Source organism: Streptomyces sp. NBC_01520 (assembly GCF_045040375.1).
Lineage (GTDB): Bacteria > Actinomycetota > Actinomycetes > Streptomycetales > Streptomycetaceae > Streptomyces.
Map to the genome: position 1 here is coordinate 7,564,158 of NZ_CP109404.1, position 18,292 is coordinate 7,582,449.

The following is an 18,292-nucleotide window of genomic DNA, read 5'->3' on the forward strand; positions in this document are numbered from 1 at the left end:
CCGCCATGGCGTACGACACCGCTCTCGTCTTTCCCGGTATGGGACCCGTCCCGTTCGCCGAGGTGGGCCGCTTCATGGTCGCCAGCCCCTGGGCCCGGGAGCTGGTCGCCGTCGCTGACGACGTCCTCGGCTACTCGCTGGTGGACACCTACCGCAGCGCCGAGGGCGACTACTCGGAGGCCGCCCAGGTCGCGTTCTTCGTGAACTGCCTGGCCAGTGCCTACTGGGCCCGCGAGCACCTGGACATCGACCCCGACGTCGTGGCCGGCCCCAGCTTCGGGGAGAAGGCGGCCCTTGCCTACACCGGCGCCCTCGACCTGCCCGACGCGATCCGGCTCACCGCCGGGATCGCGCGGTGCCTCGAGGAGTACTTCGCCGACCACCACCGGGACATCGTCACCCTGTCCTTCGTCCGCGCCCCGCGCGAGGAGCTGGACGCGATCCTCGCCGAACTCGACGACGGTGGGGAGTGGCACGAGATCTCCTGCCACATCGACGACGGCTTCTGGATGGTCTCCCTGGCCGAACGGCGCGTGGAGTGGATGAGGGAGCGGTTGCGCGGTATCGGCAGCCTTCCCCTCTACACCATGCGGCCGCCCATGCACGCGTCGGCGTTCGCGCCCCTGCGCGCCAAGGCGGAACGCGAGGTCATCTCCCGCTTCACCTTCGCCGATCCCGCACTGCCGGTCGTCGCCGACCAGGACGGCAGGCTGCTGCACACCGGTGAGGAACTGCGCACCATGCTGCTCGACAGCTTCGACCACCCCATGAACTGGCCGAGCGTCACCACGGCGTTGCGTGACGCCGGAGTCCGGCGGATGTGCGTCGCCGGACCCGACAGCCTCTTCGGCCGGGTTCCCCGCACCATCCGCACCTTCGAGGTCGTCGCCGCGCATCCCCGCCTGGCGATGACCCCCCGGCGCCGTCCGCGCGCCGCCTGACCCGTCCATCCGCCCTATCCGCAGGAGGCACACCCATGTGGGACGAACAGTTCGAAGAGATACTCCGCACCTTCCTGCCGTTCCTGCCCCCGCAGGAACCGCTGACCGCCGACGTCGAGCTGAACGACCTCGGTCTGGACTCGCTGGGCATGGTCCAGCTGCTCGGCATGCTGGAGGAGGCGTACCAGGTGCGCTTCCGTGACAGCGCGCTGACCATGGGCACCTTCCGTAGCGCGGGCGTGCTGTGGGAGACCGTCGAGGGCACGCTCCAGCGCGCCAAGAGCTGACGGGACGGATCCCTTGGACCTCACCATGGACGGAGCCCTGTCCGGACGGTTCCTGCGCGGGCTGGCCCTGGCGCCCGACCGGCCCGCGCTGTGGGCCGACGGCGCCACCCTCACCTACCGCGAGCTCCACGAGCGGGCCCTCCTGCTCGCCGGCTCCCTGCTGGCAGGGCTCCCCGACCGGCCGCCCGCCGTGGGCGTGCTCGCCGGCAAAGGCCCGTCGGCGTACACGAGCCTGCTGGCAGGCCTCTACAGCGGGGTCACCGTCGTCCCCCTGCAGCCGGCCTTTCCCGCCGCCCGCACCAGGCAGATGATCGAGGCCGCCGGTGTGGGAGCCCTGCTCGCCGACGACGACGCCCTGCCGGCGCTGACCGCGCTGCACGAGAACGGCGTCACCCTGCCCACCCTGTTCGCCCCCGGCGGCCAACCGATGCCGGAGCTCACTGTCGACCCCGACAGTGTGCTGAAGGCGCCGATGCCCGCCCGCCCGGACGGCATCGCCTACGTGCTCTTCACCTCCGGCTCCACCGGGCGCCCCAAGGGTGTGCCGGTCACCCACGCCAACACCGCGTACTACTTCTCCCTGCTCGACGAGCGATACGACTTCGGTCCCGAGGACGTCTTCTCGCAGACCTTCGACCTCAACTTCGACTGCGCCATGTTCGACCTGTTCTGCGCCTGGGGCGCCGGAGCCACCGTCGTGCCGGTCCCGGCGCGGGCGTACGCGCGCCTGCCCGAGTTCGTGGCGGAGCGAGGTGTGACCGTGTGGTTCTCCACACCCAGCGCGATCACCCTGGTGCGGCGCACCGGCGGACTCGCACCCGGTGCGCTGTCCTCGCTGCGCCGGAGCTTCTTCGCGGGGGAGGCGCTCAGCTGCCGGGACGCCGACGACTGGACGGCGGCGGCTCCCGGCACCGTGCTGGAGAACCTGTACGGGCCGACCGAGCTGACCGTCACCATCACCGCCCACCGCCGGGTGCCGGGGAGCCAACACCTGCACGGCATGGTGCCGATCGGGGCCGTGCACGACGGCCACCCGGTGATGCTGCTGGACGACGCGGGCTCGCCGAGCACCACCGGCGAGGGCGAACTGTGCATCGCCGGACCACAGCTGACCCCCGGCTACCTCGACCCGGCCGACGACACCGGGCGCTTCCTGGAGCGGGACGGCCTGCGCTATTACCGGACCGGGGACCGGGTCCGCCGCGTCGCCGGAGGCGATGCCTGGCTGTACCTCGGCCGCCAGGACGCCCAGGTCCAGGTGCACGGCATACGGATGGAACTGGCCGAGGTCGATGCCGCGGTGCGCGCCTGCTCCGGCGTGGAGGACGCCGCGACCGTCGCCGTCCCCGTGGACGGCACGGTCGAGCTCGCCGTCTTCCACACCGGCGACCCGGTGCCGCCCGCCCGGCTCGCCCGTCATCTGCGGGAACTGTTGCCGGCCGCGGTCGTCCCCCGGGCCTACCACCACCTGAACGCGCTCCCGCTCAACCCCAACCGCAAGACCGACCGCAGGAAGCTCACCTCCCGCGCCGCGGCCCTGCGTGAGCAGCACGCCGGAACCGGGAGCAGGACCGAAGGACGGCAGGAGTCGTAGTGAACGGTCAACCGACAACACGGGCCCGCACCGATGCCCGGGTGCACGACCTGCTCGACGAGGCCACCGCCGAGCACCCTGACGCGCCGGCGGTCGCCGACGGCACCGGGCGATGGACCTACCGGGAGCTCACCGCCTGGAGCCACGCCGTCGACGCGTGGCTCCAGGCCCAGGGCGTCGGCCACGGTGACCGGGTCCTGGTGCAACTGGCCAGCACCCGCGAGCTGGTGGCCCTGCTGTACGGCACCGCGCGCCGCGGCGCCGTTCTCGTCCCCGTCAACACCGGCATGAAGGACTTTCACCTCGAGGCCGTCGTCGGGAACTCGGAGCCGTCGCTGGTGATCGTCGCCGATCCCGCCGTCTCCCGGGTATCCGCGCTCGCCGATCCGGTCTCCGTCCTCGGTCTGGAAGAGGTGTGGCAGGCGGTCACCGACCTGCGCGACAAGGAGGCCCGGGGCGACGGCGCCCCCGTCCACAGCGACGACTTCGCCGTCCTCGTCTACACCTCTGGCTCCACGGCGGCCCCCAAGGCCGTCGTCTGCCCGCACGGCCGGATGGTCTTCGCCACCGAGGCCATCAACCTCGAACTCGGCTACCGACCCGACGACGTGGTCTTCTGCCGCTTCCCCATCTCGTGGGACTACGGTCTCTACAAGGTGCTGCTCACCGCGGCCGGCCGCAGCGAACTCGTGCTCGCCGACGGCGAGTCCGACCTCGTGCTGCTGCGCCGCATCCGGGAGACCGGGGCCACCGTTGTCCCCATCGTGCCGTCCCTGGCCACCATGGTCTGCGCGCTGGCCGCACGCGAACCGCGGCAGGACTCCACCGTCCGCATGTTCACCAACACCGGGGCCGCGCTGCCGAAGGCCACCGCCGACGGGCTCCGCGCGGCCTTCCCCGGATCCGAGGTGGTCATCCAGTTCGGCCAGACCGAGTGCAAGCGCGTCTCCGTCCTGCCGCCCGACCAGCAGGACGCCCGGCCCGAGTCGGTCGGCCGCCCGCTGCCCGGCACCCGGGCCTTCGCCGTGGACGTAGAGGGCAACCGGCTGCCGCCCCGGCAGACAGGGGAGATCGTCGTCGAGGGCCCCCACGTCATGCCCGGCTACTGGCGCGCGCCGGAGCAGACCGCACGCGCCTTCCGGCCCGCTCCCGACGGCGGACTGCGGCTGCACACCGGCGACTTCGGACACGTCGACGAGGACGGGTTCCTTTACTACGAGGGCCGACGGGACGACATGTTCAAGCACAAGGGCGTCCGCATGAGCACCACCGAGATCGAGGCCGCGGCCGCGGACGTACCCGGTGTCCGCGCCGCCGCGGTCCTGCCGCCCGCCCCCGGCCGTGACCTCGCGGTGTTCGCCGAGGGCGACATCGACCCGCACGTGCTTCTCAGGGAGCTGTCCCTCCGGCTGGAGCCCGCCAAGGTGCCGGGCGTCAGCCGTGTCGTCGGCGAACTGCCGCTGACCGCGCACGGCAAGCACGACCGCAAGCAGCTCGTCAGCCTTCTGGAAGGAACCACGCCGTGACCGGCACCACCGATCTCGCCCGGCGCTTCGGCACCCCCTCCTACATCTACGACCTGGACCGGGTCGCGGCGGCGCGGGACGAACTGTTCGCCGCGTTGCCCGACGAGATCGCCGTGTACTACGCGGCCAAGGCCAACCCGCACCCCGAGATCCTGCGCGAGATGCGGGCGGGCGGCCACCGCGTCTGCCGCGCGGAGATCAGCTCCGTCGGGGAACTCGACGCCGTTCTGCGGGCCGGCTTCCAGGGCACCGAGATCCTGTACACCGGCCCCGGCAAGACGGCCGAGGAGCTGGCCGAGGCCATGACCCGGGGCGTGCGGACGTTCTCCGTGGAGTCACCCGGCGATCTGCGCCACGTCGGCGAGGCCGCCGTCCGGCTCGGCATCACCGCCGACTGCCTGATCCGGGTCAACAACGCCACCGGAGCCGCGGCCACCAGCATCCGTATGACCGGGGTGCCCTCGCAGTTCGGGTTCGACGGCGAGACCCTGCCCGGCCTCGCCGCCGAACTGCGCGACGTACCCGGCACCAACCTGGCGGGACTGCACTTCTTCCCGCTGAGCAACGCCAAGGACGAGGCGAGCCTCATCGCCGAGTTCCGGCACACCATCGCCACCGCCGCCGCCCTCCAGCGGGAACTGGGCGTCACCTTCCGCATCGTCGACCTCGGCGGCGGCTTCGCCGCACCGTACGCGGTCCAGGGACGGCGGCCTGTCTACGGCAAACTGGGCGACGCCCTGGCCACGTCGCTCGACGAGCACTTCCCCGGCTGGCGGGACGGCGCCCCGCGCATCGCCTGCGAGTCGGGACGGTACCTGGTCGCCGACAGCGGCACCCTGCTCACCTCCGTCGTCAACGTCAAGGACAGCCGTGGCACCCGCTACGTCGTCCTCGACGCGGGCATCAACACCTTCGGCGGCATGTCCGGTCTAGGCCTCATCCTGCCGGTCTCCGTCGAACCGCACGAGTCCGTCGGTACGGACGGCGTTCCGGCCCACCTCGCCGGACCGCTGTGCACGCCCGGCGACCTGCTCGGACGGCAGGTTCCGCTGTCGGACCCGGCCCCCGGCGACCTGCTGACCGTCCCCAACGCCGGGTCGTACGGGCCCACCGCCAGCCTTCTGATGTTCCTCGGCAGGCCCGCCCCCGCGGAGATCGTCGTCCGCGGCGAGGAACTCGTCTCCGTCTCCCGCATCGAGCACACCCGAACCTACGAACACGGACAGGCCCTGTGATGAGCAACCGCCTCACCCCCACCCCCGGCGAGCAGCCCGTGCTCGTGGCGGGCGGCATCTCCGACTCGCACACCTGGAACCTGGTATACCTCCAGCTCCTCATCGAGGAACACGGCCACCGCGTGGTCAACCTCGGCCCCTGCGTACCCGAGGACCTGCTGATAGGCGAGGCCCTGGCGCAGGACCCCGCGCTCATCGTGATCAGCAGCGTCAACGGGCACGGTTACCACGACGGCATGCGCACGGTCACCCGGCTGCGCGAGCACCCCGGCCTCACCGCCGTGCCCGTCGTCATAGGCGGCAAGCTCGGGATCGCCGGACCCTGCGGTGGGGAGGAGTCGGCCGCGCTGCGTGCCGCCGGCTACGACGCGGTGTTCGACGACACCTCCGAAGGCGTCGCCACCTTCCGGCGGATGCTCGACGCGCTGCCCCAGCGGGCCCTGGTGTGACCGGTGCCGGGTTCGGAGGGTTCGTGCGCGCTGCCCACGACGCCGGCCGGCTGGTGGTGCAGCCCCGGATGGGGATGAGCAGCCCGCAGCGCATGCGGGCGGGGCTGCTCGCCACCCGGGACGCCGACGCGACGACCGTCGGGACTCTCACCCTGGACAGCTACACCCGGGTCGGTGACCTGGAGTCCGCTCAACTCGCCGTCCTCGAAGGAGCCGACCTCAACGGCTATCCGCTGGTTGGTCACGAGACGGCCACCACCCGCCGGGTCCTCGACCGGATCCACGGTCCGGGGTTCCCGGTGCAGGTGCGGCACGGCTCGGCAGCGCCCCAGCACATCTTCCGGGCGCTGTTGTCCGTGGGGCTCGACGCCTCGGAGGGCGGGCCCGTCTCCTACTGCCTTCCCTATGGCAGGGTTCCGTTGCGGGAGTCCGTCGCCCACTGGACGGAATCCTGCGAACTGCTCGCCGCGCTCCGCGGAACCGGCACCGAACCGCACCTGGAGACCTTCGGGGGGTGTCTGCTCGGCCAGCTCTGCCCGCCCGGCCTGCTCGTGGCGGTCAGCGTGCTCGAGGCGCTGTTCTTCCGCCGACACGGAATCCGGAGCATTTCGGTGAGTTACGCCCAGCAGACGAATCGGCGTCAGGACTCCGAAGCGGTCGCCGCGTTGCGCAGCCTGTGCGCGCGGTTCCTCGCGGACACCGAATGGCACGTGGTCGTCTATGCCTACATGGGATTGTTCCCGGAAACCGAGTACGGCGCCCGTCGACTGCTCGCGCAGGCCGCCGAACTGGCGGTCGAGAGCGGTTCCGAGCGCCTCATCGTGAAAACCGTCGCGGAATCCCGGCGCATCCCGTCGGTGGCGGAGAACGTGGCCGCACTGGAATATGCCGCTGCGGTCGCCGCGCGCACCGGGCCGGACCCTTTGGATGGCGCCGGGACGGAGACGTACGCCGAGGCGTACGCGCTGGTCGACGGGGTGCTGAACCTGGACGACGACCTCGGCACCGCACTGCTGAAGGCGTTCGCGGAGGGCCGGCTGGACGTGCCCTACTGCCTGCATCCGGACAACGCGGGACTGAGCCGGAGTTACATCGCCGAGGACGGCCGGCTGCGCTGGTCGGACGTGGGAAAGATGCCGCTGGCTGGCGTCACCGACGCCCGCCCGGCCCACACGGTCACCTCGACGGAACTGCTCGATTCCCTGTCTTTCGTCCGGCGTTCATTCGACCGCAACGCACCCGCGCAGGCGGGTGGCTCGCCCGGCCCGGCCCCTAGGGGTGCCTAAGGGTGTGGCCTTTCCGGGGTCGTCATTACGGTGAGAAAAAAGGTGGGAAACGGTGTCGGTCGAAAGTGGAGATGCGTGGATGAATGGGCCCGGATCCGAATCAGCCCTGGCGCGACTGCTCGCCGAGGCCGCACCGACGCAGCACCGCAGGCTGGTGACGGATCTGGTGCGCACCGCCGTCACCGAGGCGGTCGAGGCGGCCCGGCCGGGTACCTCGCGGACCCTGGACCCCTCCGTACCGCTGGCGGAACAGGGACTCGACTCGCTCGCGGCGGTGGACCTGCACCGGAGGCTGACCGAGCGGACGGGCCTCGACCTGCCGGTCGGCATCGCCTACGACTGCCCCACCGTGCGGGACCTGGCCGACCGACTGCTGGCCGGGAACCGGGCCGCGGACGACGCTCCGCCGGAGCCGACCGGTGACGGCCCCGCCGACGAGCCCGTGGCGATCGTCGGCATCGGCTGCCGCTTCCCCGGCGGCATCGAGACGCCGGCCGACCTGTGGCGTCTGCTCGCCGACGGCGGCGAGGTGCTCTCGGGCTTCCCCCAGGACCGTGGCTGGGACCTGAAGCAGCTCTTCGACGAGGACCCGGACGTCCCCGGCAGCTCCTACGCCCGCACCGGCGGGTTCCTGGACACGGCCACCGAGTTCGATGCCGAGTTCTTCGGCATCAGCCCGCGTGAGTCGCTGGCCATGGACCCCCAGCAGCGGCTGGTACTGGAGACCTCCTGGCTGGCCCTGGAGGACGCCGGTATCGACCCCACCACGCTGCGACGCACCTCGGCCGGCATGTTCTTCGGGGCTGAGGTGCAGGAGTACGGTCCGCGCCTGCACGACGCGCCGGACGGACTCGACGCCCATCTGCTGGCCGGCAACGCCTCCAGCGTCATCTCCGGCCGGGTGGCCTACGTGCTGGGCACCGAGGGACCGGCGGTCACCATCGACACCGCCTGCTCCGCCTCCCTCGTCGCCATCCACCTGGCCTGCCGCTCGCTGCTGCAGGGCGAGTCGTCGCTGGCGCTGGCCGGCGGGGTGGCCGTGATGGGCGGGCCGGGCGTCTTCACCGCGTTCAGCAGGCAGCGAGGGCTGTCCGCGGACGGCCGCTGCAAGGCGTTCTCCGCCGCCGCGGACGGCACGGGCTTCGCGGAGGGCGTCGGCGTCCTCGTCCTGGAACGGCTCTCCGACGCCCGCCGCAACGGCCACCAGGTGCTCGCCGTCGTCCGGTCCTCCGCCGTCAACCAGGACGGTGCCTCCAACGGGCTCACCGCTCCCAACGGAACGGCGCAGCAGAAGCTGATCCGCCGGGCGCTGGCCGTCGCCGGGCTCGGTCCCGCCGACATCGACGTGGTGGAGGCGCACGGTACGGGCACCCGCCTCGGCGACCCCATCGAGGCGACCGCGCTCCTGGCCACCTACGGGCAGGGCCGCCCCGCCGGGGCCCCTCTGCTGCTCGGCTCGGTCAAGTCGAACCTGGGCCACACCCAGGCCGCCGCGGGTGTGGCCGGCGTGATCAAGACGGTCCTCGCCATGCGTCACGGTCAGGTGCCCGCGACCTTGCACGTCGACGCCCCCACCCCGCACGCCAACTGGGCGTCCGGCAGCGTGGAACTCGTCACCGAGCCGAGGCCCTGGCCGCGGACCGGCCGCCCTCGCCGGGCGGGCGTCTCCTCCTTCGGCGTCAGCGGCACCAACGCACACGTCATCCTGGAACAGCCGGACGCGGGGGACCGGGCCGAGGACACGGGCAGCGCCCGGGACCCGTACACGGAGGCAGCGCGCACCACCCCCGGGAGGGAGGCCACCCACGCCCCCGGAGCCGCCCCGGTCCCGCTCGTCTTCCCGCTGTCAGCCCGCGGTGAAGCCGCCCTGCGGGCCCGCGCGGCCGGCCTGCTGCCCCTTGCCGACGCCACGGAACCGGCCGACCTCGCCCACGCCCTGGCCACCACCCGGGCGGCCCTGCCCGACCGGGCCGTCCTCGTCGCCGCCGACCGGGCCGAGCTGCGGGAGGCGCTCACCGGCGTGGCCTCGGGCAACACCCCCGCCACCGGGCGGGCGGGCGGCGAACTCGGCTTCCTGTTCACCGGGCAGGGCAGTCAGCGCCCCGGCATGGGCCGCGAACTCGCCGCCGCGTATCCCGCGTTCGCCGACGCACTCGACGACGTCTGCGCCCACTTCGACCTCCAGCTGCCCAAGCCCCTCAAGAGCGTCCTGTTCGCCGCGCCGGGCACACCCGACGCGGAACTGCTGCACCGCACCGAGTACGCGCAGCCGGCCCTGTTCGCCGTCGAAGTCGCCCTCCACCGCCTGCTGGAGAGCTGGGGGATGCGCCCCGACCACCTGGCCGGGCACTCCGTCGGCGAGATCGCCGCCGCGCACGTGGCCGGGGTCCTCACCCTCCAGGACGCCACCATCCTCGTCGCCGCCCGCGGCCGGCTCATGCAGGCGCTGCCCGAGGGCGGTGCCATGGTCGCGGTCCGCGCCGGTGAGAGCGACGTCGCACCGCTGCTCACCGAGCGCACCGGCATCGCCGCCGTGAACGGCCCCGCCTCCGTCGTGATCTCCGGAGACCTGGACGACGTGGAGCGCGTCGCCGGCGAACTCTCCGCCCGCGGACACGACACCAAGCGCCTGCGCGTCAGCCACGCCTTCCACTCACCGCTGATGGAACCGATGCTGGCCGAGTTCCGCCGGGTCGCACAGGTGCTGGACTACGCCGAACCCACCGTGCCGATCGTGTCCACCGTGACCGGCGCCCCCGTCGGCCGCGAACTGTGCGACCCCGAGTACTGGGTGGAACACGTCCGGGCCAGGGTCCGCTTCCACGACGCCGTGCGGTGGCTCGCCGACGCCGGCGTCCGGACGTTCCTGGAGATCGGCCCCGACGCGGTGCTGACCGCCATGGGACCGGACTGCACGGACGCGCCCGGCACCGCCTTCCTGCCGGTGCTGCGGCGTGAGCGGCCCGAGGCCCGCGAGGCCGTCACCGCGCTCGCCGCGGCCCACGCCCGCGGCGTCCCCGTCGACTGGGCACGGCACTACGCCGGCCAGGACGCCCGCCGCGTCGAGCTGCCCGGCTACCCCTTCCAGCGGAGTCGCTTCTGGCTGGAACCAGGCACCTCCGCCGACGCGTCCGGCCTGGGGCAGATCGCGGCCGGACACCCGCTGCTGGCGGCCGTGGTCGCGGTCGGCGCGGAGGGCGTCGTCCTGACCGGACGCCTCTCCACCCGTACCCACCCCTGGCTCGCGGACCACGTGATCGCGGGCCGTGTGCTGATGCCGGGCACCGCCTTCGTCGAACTCGCCCTGCGGGCCGGCGACCATGTCGGCGCTACCGACCTGGAGGAACTCACCCTCGGCGCACCGCTGGTGCTCGCCCCGGACGAGGACGTCGCCGTCCAGGTGGCTGTCGGGGAACCCGACGACACCGGTCGCCGTACCGTCACCGTCCACTCGCGCGCCGACGAGGACGCGCCCTGGGCCCGGCACGCGGCCGGGGTGCTCACCGACACAGCCCCGCCTGCCGCCGACACCGAGCCGGGCGCATGGCCGCCTCCGGACGCCGAACCCCTGGACACCACAGAGGTCTACGCGGACCTCGCCGGCCAGGGCTACGCCTACGGCCCCGTCTTCCAGGGCCTGCGCGCCGCCTGGCGGCACGGCGAGCACGTCCTCGCCGAGGTCGCCCTGCCCGAGGACGCCACCGCCGACGCTGCGCGCTTCGGGCTCCACCCCGCGCTGCTGGACGCCGCGCTGCACGCCGCCGACCTCGACGCCCCGCCGCGCGGAGAGGTGCTGCTGCCGTTCGCCTGGACCGGTGTCCGCCTGCACGCCACCGGAGCCTCGGCTCTGCGCGTACGGATCACCCGTGGCGACGGCGACACCATCGGTCTGCACCTCGCGGACACCGCCGGCGCCCCCGTCGCCGACATCGAGGCCATGACCTCCCTGCCCGTACCGGACGACGACGTCCTGTATTCCGTGCGGTGGTCGTCGTACCCCCGGCCGCTGACCACCGCGCCCCTGCGCATTGCCGTCCTCGACGGCGTCCCCCGCCCGGACGGACCGCCGGACGCCGATCCCTTCGAGGACCCGCTCGCCCGTGCCGTGGACGCGCTGCTCGACGCCCCCGCGCCGGACGCCGTGATGTACCGCCCGGCCGGCCCGGCGGGCCCCGACGCCGCCGACGCGCGCGCCCATGTGCTGGGCACCCTGCGCCTGCTGCAGACCTGGCAGTCGGACGAACGGGCGGCCGGTGCCCGCCTCGTCCTCATCACCGGGCCCGGCAGTCCCGCCCACGCCGCGGTACGCGGCTTGGTCCGCTCGGCACAGGCCGAGAACCCCGGCCGCTACGTCCTCGTCGAGCACGACAGCCTGCCCTCCGAGGCCGAGCTGCGCCAGGTGCTCGCCACCGGGGAACCCGAACTCTCCCTCGCCGAGGGCCGGTTCGCCGTACCGCGGTTGACCGCCGAAGCAACCGCCGCACCCCGGCCGGCCGCCGACTGGGGCACGGTCCTGATCACCGGCGGCACCGGCGGGCTCGGAGCCCTGCTCGCCCGCCACCTGGTGCGCGCCCACGATGTGCGCCGGCTGGTCCTCGTCGGCCGCCGGGGGCACGCTCCCGAACTGCACGCCGAGCTGACCGGGCTGGGGGCCGAAGTGACCGTCGCCGCCTGCGACGTCGGCGACCGGGATGCGCTGCGCGACCTGCTGGCCCGGCACCCGGTCGACTCCGTCGTCCACGCCGCAGGCACCGTGCGCGACGGCATCGTCGAGAGCCTCACCGAGGAAATGATCGACGAGGTCTTCCACGCCAAGGCCGCCGGCGCCTGGCACCTGCACGAACTCACCCTCGACCGGAACCTGTCCCACTTCGTGCTGTTCTCCTCCCTCGCCGCCGTCCTTGACGGACCGGGCCAGGGCAACTACGCCGCCGCCAACGCCTACCTGGACGCCCTCGCCGTACACCGGGAGGCGCACGGACTGCCCGCCACGGCCCTCGCCTGGAGCCTGTGGGCCACCGGCACCGGCATGGGCGCCGCGCTGGACGCCGCCGCCCTGGAGCGAGTGGCCGCGTACGGTGTCCCAGGGCTGTCCGCCGAGCACTCCCTGCGGCTCTTCGACGCCGCCGTCCGTTCCGGCAGTCCCCACCTCGTCCCCGTGGAGATCGACGCCGCCGCCGTACGCCGCCGGCCCGACGGCCCGCCGCCGCTGCTGAGCGCTCTCGTCCGTCCCGTCCCCCGCCGGGCCGCCGCCCACACGGCGCCCCACCAGGAGCGCGGGCTGGCGCAACTGCCCGCCGCCGACCGGGAACGCGCCCTGCTGGACCTGGTCCGCACCGAGGTGGCCGCGGTCCTGCGGCACGACTCCCCTTCCGCCATCGACCCCGGGCGGGCCTTCACCGAGCTGGGCTTCGACTCCCTGGGAGCCGTCGAACTGCGCAACCGGCTCAACACCGTCACCGGACTGCGGCTGCCTGCCACCCTCGTCTTCGACCACCCCACCTCCCGTGCACTCGCCGAGCACATCCGGGACGCCCTCTTCGGCACCGCACGGCCGGCCGGCGAGCCCGCCGCCGGACCGCGCCCCGCCGAGGGCGACGACCCCGTCGTCATCGTCGGCATGGGCTGCCGCTACCCCGGCGGCGTCCGCTCCCCGGAAGACCTGTGGCGACTGGTCGCCGAAGGCGTCGACGCGGTCGGCGATTTCCCCGCCGACCGCGGCTGGGACACCGACAGCCTGTACGACCCCGAGCCCGGCACCCCCGGCCGTACGTACACCCGCGAGGGCGCCTTCCTCTACGACGCGGCCGACTTCGACCCCGGCTTCTTCGGCATCGGCCCGCGCGAGGCCACCGCCATGGACCCGCAGCAGCGCCTGCTCCTCGAGGTCTCCTGGGAGGCACTGGAGCGCTCCGCCATCGACCCGGCGACTCTGCGCGGCTCACGCACCGGCGTGTTCGCGGGCGTCATGTACCACGACTACGGCACCTGGCTGACCGAGGTCCCCGACGACCTCGCCGCCTACCTCGGCAACGGGAGTCTGGGCAGCGTCGTCTCCGGCCGGGTCGCCTACGCGCTCGGCCTGGAGGGCCCGGCCGTCACCGTCGACACCGCCTGCTCCTCCTCGCTTGTCACCCTGCACCTGGCCGCGCAGGCCCTGCGGCAGGGCGAGTGCGATCTCGCCCTGGTCGGCGGCGTCACCGTCATGTCGACCCCCGAAACCTTCGTCGACTTCGCCCGGCAGCGCGGCCTGGCCGCCGACGGCCGCTGCAAGTCGTTCGCCGCGGCCGCCGACGGCACCGGCTGGGGCGAGGGCGTCGGCATGCTCGTCGTCGAGCGCCTCTCGGACGCCCGCCGCAACGGCCACCGGGTGCTGGCCACGGTGCGCGGCTCCGCCGTCAACTCCGACGGGGCCTCCAACGGACTGACCGCTCCCAACGGCCCCTCCCAGCAGCGCGTGATCCGCGCCGCGCTGAGCGCCGCAGGGCTCACCCCCGCCGATGTCGACGCCGTCGAGGCACACGGCACCGGCACCACGCTCGGCGACCCGATCGAGGCCCAGGCACTGCTGGCTACCTACGGGCAGGAGCGGCCCGACGACGAGCCGCTGTGGCTGGGCTCCGTCAAGTCCAACATGGGCCACACCCAGGCCGCCGCAGGGGTGGCCGGCATCATCAAGATGGTCATGGCGATGCGGCACGGCACCCTGCCGCGCACCCTCCACGTCGACGCGCCCTCGCCCCAGGTGGACTGGACGGCGGGCGCGGTGCGGCTCCTCACCGACGAGCGGCCCTGGCGGGCCCCGGACCGGCCGCGCCGCGCCGGGGTCTCCTCCTTCGGGATCAGCGGCACCAACGCCCACGTCATCCTGGAGGAGTTCACCGGAGGCGATCCGGAGACCGCGGAGCCAGACCCGGCCACCGTGCCGCCTGTGCTCGCCCTCGCGGTCTCCGCGCGCTCCTCCGTGGCGCTGCGAGGCCAGGCCGCCCGTCTCCGGGACCTGACCGCCGCGCCCGCGGACGTCGGCCTGGCCCTCGCCACCACTCGCAGCACCCACCCGCACCGCGCCGTCGTCCTGGCCCCCGACGAGCGGAGGACCACCGAAGCGCTGGATGCCCTGGCCCGTGGACACGAGGCGCCCGGACTGCTCGTCACCGGCGCCGCCACCGACGGCACCCTCGCCCACCTGTTCTCCGGACAGGGCGCCCAGCGGCCCGGCATGGGCCGCGACTGGTACGACACCTACCCGGTCTACGCCGAACACTTCGACCGAGTCGCCGAACTCTTCGCCAAGCACCTTGAGCGGCCGCTCGCCGAGGTGGTCCTCGGCGACCACCCCGCTGTACTGGAGCAGACCGCCTACACCCAGGCAGCCCTGTTCACCACCCAGGTCAGTCTTTACCGCCTGCTGGAGTCCTTCGGGGTGCGGCCCGCCTGGCTGGCCGGCCACTCCGTCGGTGAGTTCGCCGCCGCGCACGTCGCCGGGGTCTGGTCACTGCAGGACGCTGTGACCGCCGTCGCGGCACGCGGACGCCTCATGCAGGCGCTGCCCGCGGGCGGCGCGATGATCGCCGTACAGGCCTCGGAGGAGGAGGTGGCGCCGCTGCTGAACGAACGGTGCGGCATCGCCGCAGTCAACGGCCCGCGCGCCGTGGTCGTCTCCGGGGAGGAGGACGCAGTCACCGCCGTCGCCGCACATTTCACCACCACCCGGCGGCTGCGCGTCTCGCACGCCTTCCACTCGCCCCGCATGGAGCCCATGCTGGAGGAGTTCCGCCGGGTCATGGCGGCCCTCCCGGCCGCGGACCCGGCCCTGCCGATCGTCTCCACCCTCACCGGTGTCCAGGCCACGGCAGCCGAACTGGGCTCCGCCGACTACTGGGTGCGGCACGTTCGGCAGACCGTGCGCTTCGCGGACGCCGTCCGGACGCTGGCCGCACAGGGCGTCGACACCTTCCTCGAACTGGGCGCCGCGCCCGTCCTGTCAGCGATGGGCCCGGACTGCCTCGCCGACGCCGAGGGCACCGCGTTCGTCCCCACGGCCCGCAAGGACACCGCCCAGGTCCCCGGCCTGCTCGCCGCCCTGGCCGCCGTGCACACGCGGGGCACGGACGTCGACTGGTCGGTCCTGTACGACGGTTACGCGGGACGCCGCACCGAACTCCCCAGCTACGCCTTCGAGCACCGCCACTACTGGCTGCCGACCACCGCCGCCCGGGGCGACGCCGCCGGGCACGGTCTCGCCACCGCCGACCACCCGTACGTCAGCGCCCGCCTGGACCTGCCCGGTGACGCCGGACTGCTGCTCACGGGACGGATCTCCACCGCCACCCACCCGGTGCTCACCCAGCACGCCGTGCTTGGCTCGGTGCTGGTACCCGGCGCCGCCCTGGTCGACCTCGCCCTGCACGCCGGCCGGCTGACCGGCCGGCCCGTCCTGGAGGAACTCACCCTCCAGGCCCCGCTGGCGCTGCCCGGGGACGGCGCCGTACGCCTCCAGGTCGCCGCGCGGCCCGACGGCTCCGTGGAGATCCACTCCCGGCCCGAGAACGCCCCGGAGGACGAGGACTGGACGCGGCACGCGACCGGCACTCTCACAGGCACAGGCACAGGCACCGGCACTCTCACCGGCACCGAAACCGCCGAAACCGCCGCCTGGCCGCCACCGGGAGCCGTCCCGCTCGACACCGACGGCCTCTACCCGGGCCTGCACGGCGCGGGCTACGACTACGGCCCCGTATTCCGCGGCGTGCGGGCCGCCTGGCGGCTCGGCGAAACCGTCCTGGCCGAGCTGGAACTGCCCGCCGACGCCCGGCAGGACGCCGCCCGGCACACCCTGCACCCCGCGCTGCTGGACTCCGCCCTGCACGCCACGTCCCTCACCGAGGAGGGCCCCGGCGACGACACGCCCGCCGGCACGATCGCCCTCCCCTTCGCCTGGACCGGTGTCACCGCGCACGGCCGGGGGGCGCTCACCGCCCGCGTCCGCGTCACCCGGGGCGAGGACGGCACACGGCTCGACCTCACGGACACCGACGGCAGGCCGCTGGCCACCGTCGAGTCCTACGTCACCCGCCCCGTCACCGCCGACCGGCTCACCGGACGCGCGCGTTCCCTCTACGTCGCCGAGGACGAACCGCTGCCGGAGTCCGCCGGGCGGCCCGAGCGCCGCACCTGGGCCGTGCTCGGCCCGGACGACGCCGGCCTCGACGCCCCCGCCCACCCGAGCCTGTCCGCGATCGACGGTTCCGCGCCCGAGGTCGTCGTCCTCCCGGTGCGCGCCCCGCACACCGACGGGGAGCAGCTGCCGCTGGACCTGCGCACCACGCTGGACGCGACGCTCGCGACCGTCCAGGAGTGGTTGGGCGACGAGCGGTGGGCCGGCTCGGTGCTGATGGTGCTCACTGCCGGAACCCTCACCGACGCCGCCGTGCACGGACTCGTACGGGCCGCGCAGGCCGAGGACCCGGGCCGGATCGTCCTCGTCGGCCGGACCGGGCCCGACAGCCCCGTACCCGACCGTGCCGCGCTGGCCGCCGTCCTCGACTCCGGCGAGCGGGAGGTGCTGTGGCGGGACGGCCGGGCCCACGCCCCCCGCCTGACGCGTGCCGCGGATCCGGACACACCGCGCCCCGCCCGCCCCTGGGGCACCGTCCTCGTCACCGGCGGCACCGGAGGACTCGGCGCCCTGGTGGCCCGTCACCTCGTCACCCGGCACGGCGTCACCCACCTGGTCCTCGCCGGCCGGCGAGGACCCTCCGCCCCCGGCGCCGCCGGGCTGGCACTGGAACTGGCCGCCCTGGGCGCCCGAACCGACCTCGTCGCCTGCGACGTCGCCGACCGGGCCGCACTCGCCGCACTGCTGGCCGCCCACCCCGTCGACAGCGTCGTGCACACCGCCGGCGTCCTCGACGACGGGCTGGTGCCCTCCCTGACCCCCGAGCGCCTGGACACCGTGCTCCGGCCCAAGGCGGACGCCGCCTGGCACCTGCACCAGCTCACCCTCGACCGCGACCTGTCCCACTTCGTGCTGTTCTCCTCGGCCGCCGGCACCATCGACGCCGCGGGCCAGGGCAACTACGCCGCCGCCAACACTTTCCTCGACGCCCTGGCTGCCCACCGCGCCGCCCGGAACCTGCCCGCCACCTCGCTCGCCTGGGGCCTGTGGTCCGGCGGCGGCATGGGAGCCGGCCTCGACCTGGACGACGTACAGCGCATCGAACGGTCCGGTATCGGCGCGCTCGACCCGGCCGAGGGGCTGGAACTGTTCGACGCGGCCATGGAGTCCGGGATCCCCGCCCTGGTGCCGGTCCGACTGGACAACGCCGCCCTGCGTCGCCGCGGCGACGACGTACCCCCCGTGCTGCGCACCCTGGCCGGTGTCACCGCCCGCGTCGCGCAGGACGACCGGGTCCGCACCCTCGGGGAGCGCCTGGCCGGGCTACCGGAGGCCGACCACGGGCACACCGTGCTCGAAGCGGTCCGCACCGAGGTCGCCGCGGTCCTCGGCCATGACGGTCCCGCGGCCGTCGACCCCCGGCGCGCCTTCACCGAGCTGGGCTTCGACTCACTCGCCGCGGTCGAACTGCGCAACCGGCTCAACGCCGTCAGCGGACTGCGCCTGCCCTCCACGCTCATCTTCGACTACGCCACCCCGACGGCCCTGGCGGACCAGCTGCTCGACCGGCTCGCCCCGGACTCCGGCCCGGAACCGGCCGAGCACCGGCCCGACGACGAGGTGCGGGACCTCATCGCCAGGATCCCGGTCGCGAGGATGCGCGAGGCAGGACTGCTCGACGGACTGCTGAGACTGTCCGGGCCCGCGCCGGCCGAGGCCGCCGCCGAGCCGGTCATGGACATCAAGTCCATGGCCGTGGCCGACCTGGTGCGCGCCGCCCTGAACCGCAGCAGCCCCCAGTGACCCGCCCCGGTGCCGGACGACGCGCCGCGTCCGGCACCGGCGATCCGCGCGCG

At 73.8% G+C, this 18,292-nt stretch carries 8 protein-coding genes; all 8 read left to right on the forward strand.

The features are described from left to right. Positions 1-5 precede the first annotated feature (5 nt). The 8 genes from OG524_RS34135 to OG524_RS34170 all read left to right on the forward strand — a co-directional run bounded on the left by OG524_RS34135 (position 6) and on the right by OG524_RS34170 (position 18,239). Positions 6-941, forward strand: a complete 936-nt coding sequence (locus OG524_RS34135) for an ACP S-malonyltransferase (RefSeq protein ID WP_405386427.1) — start codon at positions 6-8, stop codon at positions 939-941. A 35-nt stretch (positions 942-976) separates the two neighbouring features. Next, the gene (locus OG524_RS34140; RefSeq protein ID WP_405386425.1) at positions 977-1,228 is read left to right on the forward strand and encodes a phosphopantetheine-binding protein; all 252 of its coding nucleotides are present in this window, start codon (positions 977-979) and stop codon (positions 1,226-1,228) included. 25 nt (positions 1,229-1,253) lie between these two features. After that, complete coding sequence (locus tag OG524_RS34145) at positions 1,254-2,822, forward strand: AMP-binding protein (protein WP_405812299.1); 1,569 nt, start codon at positions 1,254-1,256, stop codon at positions 2,820-2,822. Next, positions 2,822-4,348: an AMP-binding protein gene (locus OG524_RS34150; RefSeq protein ID WP_405386422.1), complete on the forward strand. Its 1,527-nt coding sequence runs from the start codon at positions 2,822-2,824 to the stop codon at positions 4,346-4,348. The genes OG524_RS34145 and OG524_RS34150 overlap by 1 nt, the downstream gene beginning before the upstream one ends. Then, positions 4,345-5,583, forward strand: coding sequence for a type III PLP-dependent enzyme (locus OG524_RS34155; protein ID WP_405812300.1), 1,239 nt, complete (start codon positions 4,345-4,347; stop codon positions 5,581-5,583). The genes OG524_RS34150 and OG524_RS34155 overlap by 4 nt, the downstream gene beginning before the upstream one ends. Beyond that, positions 5,583-6,032 (forward strand): cobalamin B12-binding domain-containing protein, encoded by a 450-nt coding sequence (locus tag OG524_RS34160; protein ID WP_405386419.1) that lies wholly within the window; start codon positions 5,583-5,585, stop codon positions 6,030-6,032. The genes OG524_RS34155 and OG524_RS34160 overlap by 1 nt, the downstream gene beginning before the upstream one ends. Continuing rightward, on the forward strand, positions 6,029-7,318 hold the full coding sequence (locus tag OG524_RS34165) for a methylaspartate mutase (protein ID WP_405386417.1): 1,290 nt from the start codon (positions 6,029-6,031) through the stop codon (positions 7,316-7,318). Before OG524_RS34160 ends, OG524_RS34165 begins: the two co-directional genes overlap by 4 nt. Positions 7,319-7,397: 79 nt before the next feature. Then, entirely contained in the window at positions 7,398-18,239 is a 10,842-nt protein-coding gene (locus OG524_RS34170) for an SDR family NAD(P)-dependent oxidoreductase (protein WP_405812301.1), read from the forward strand. The last annotated feature ends 53 nt before the right edge of the window (positions 18,240-18,292 follow it).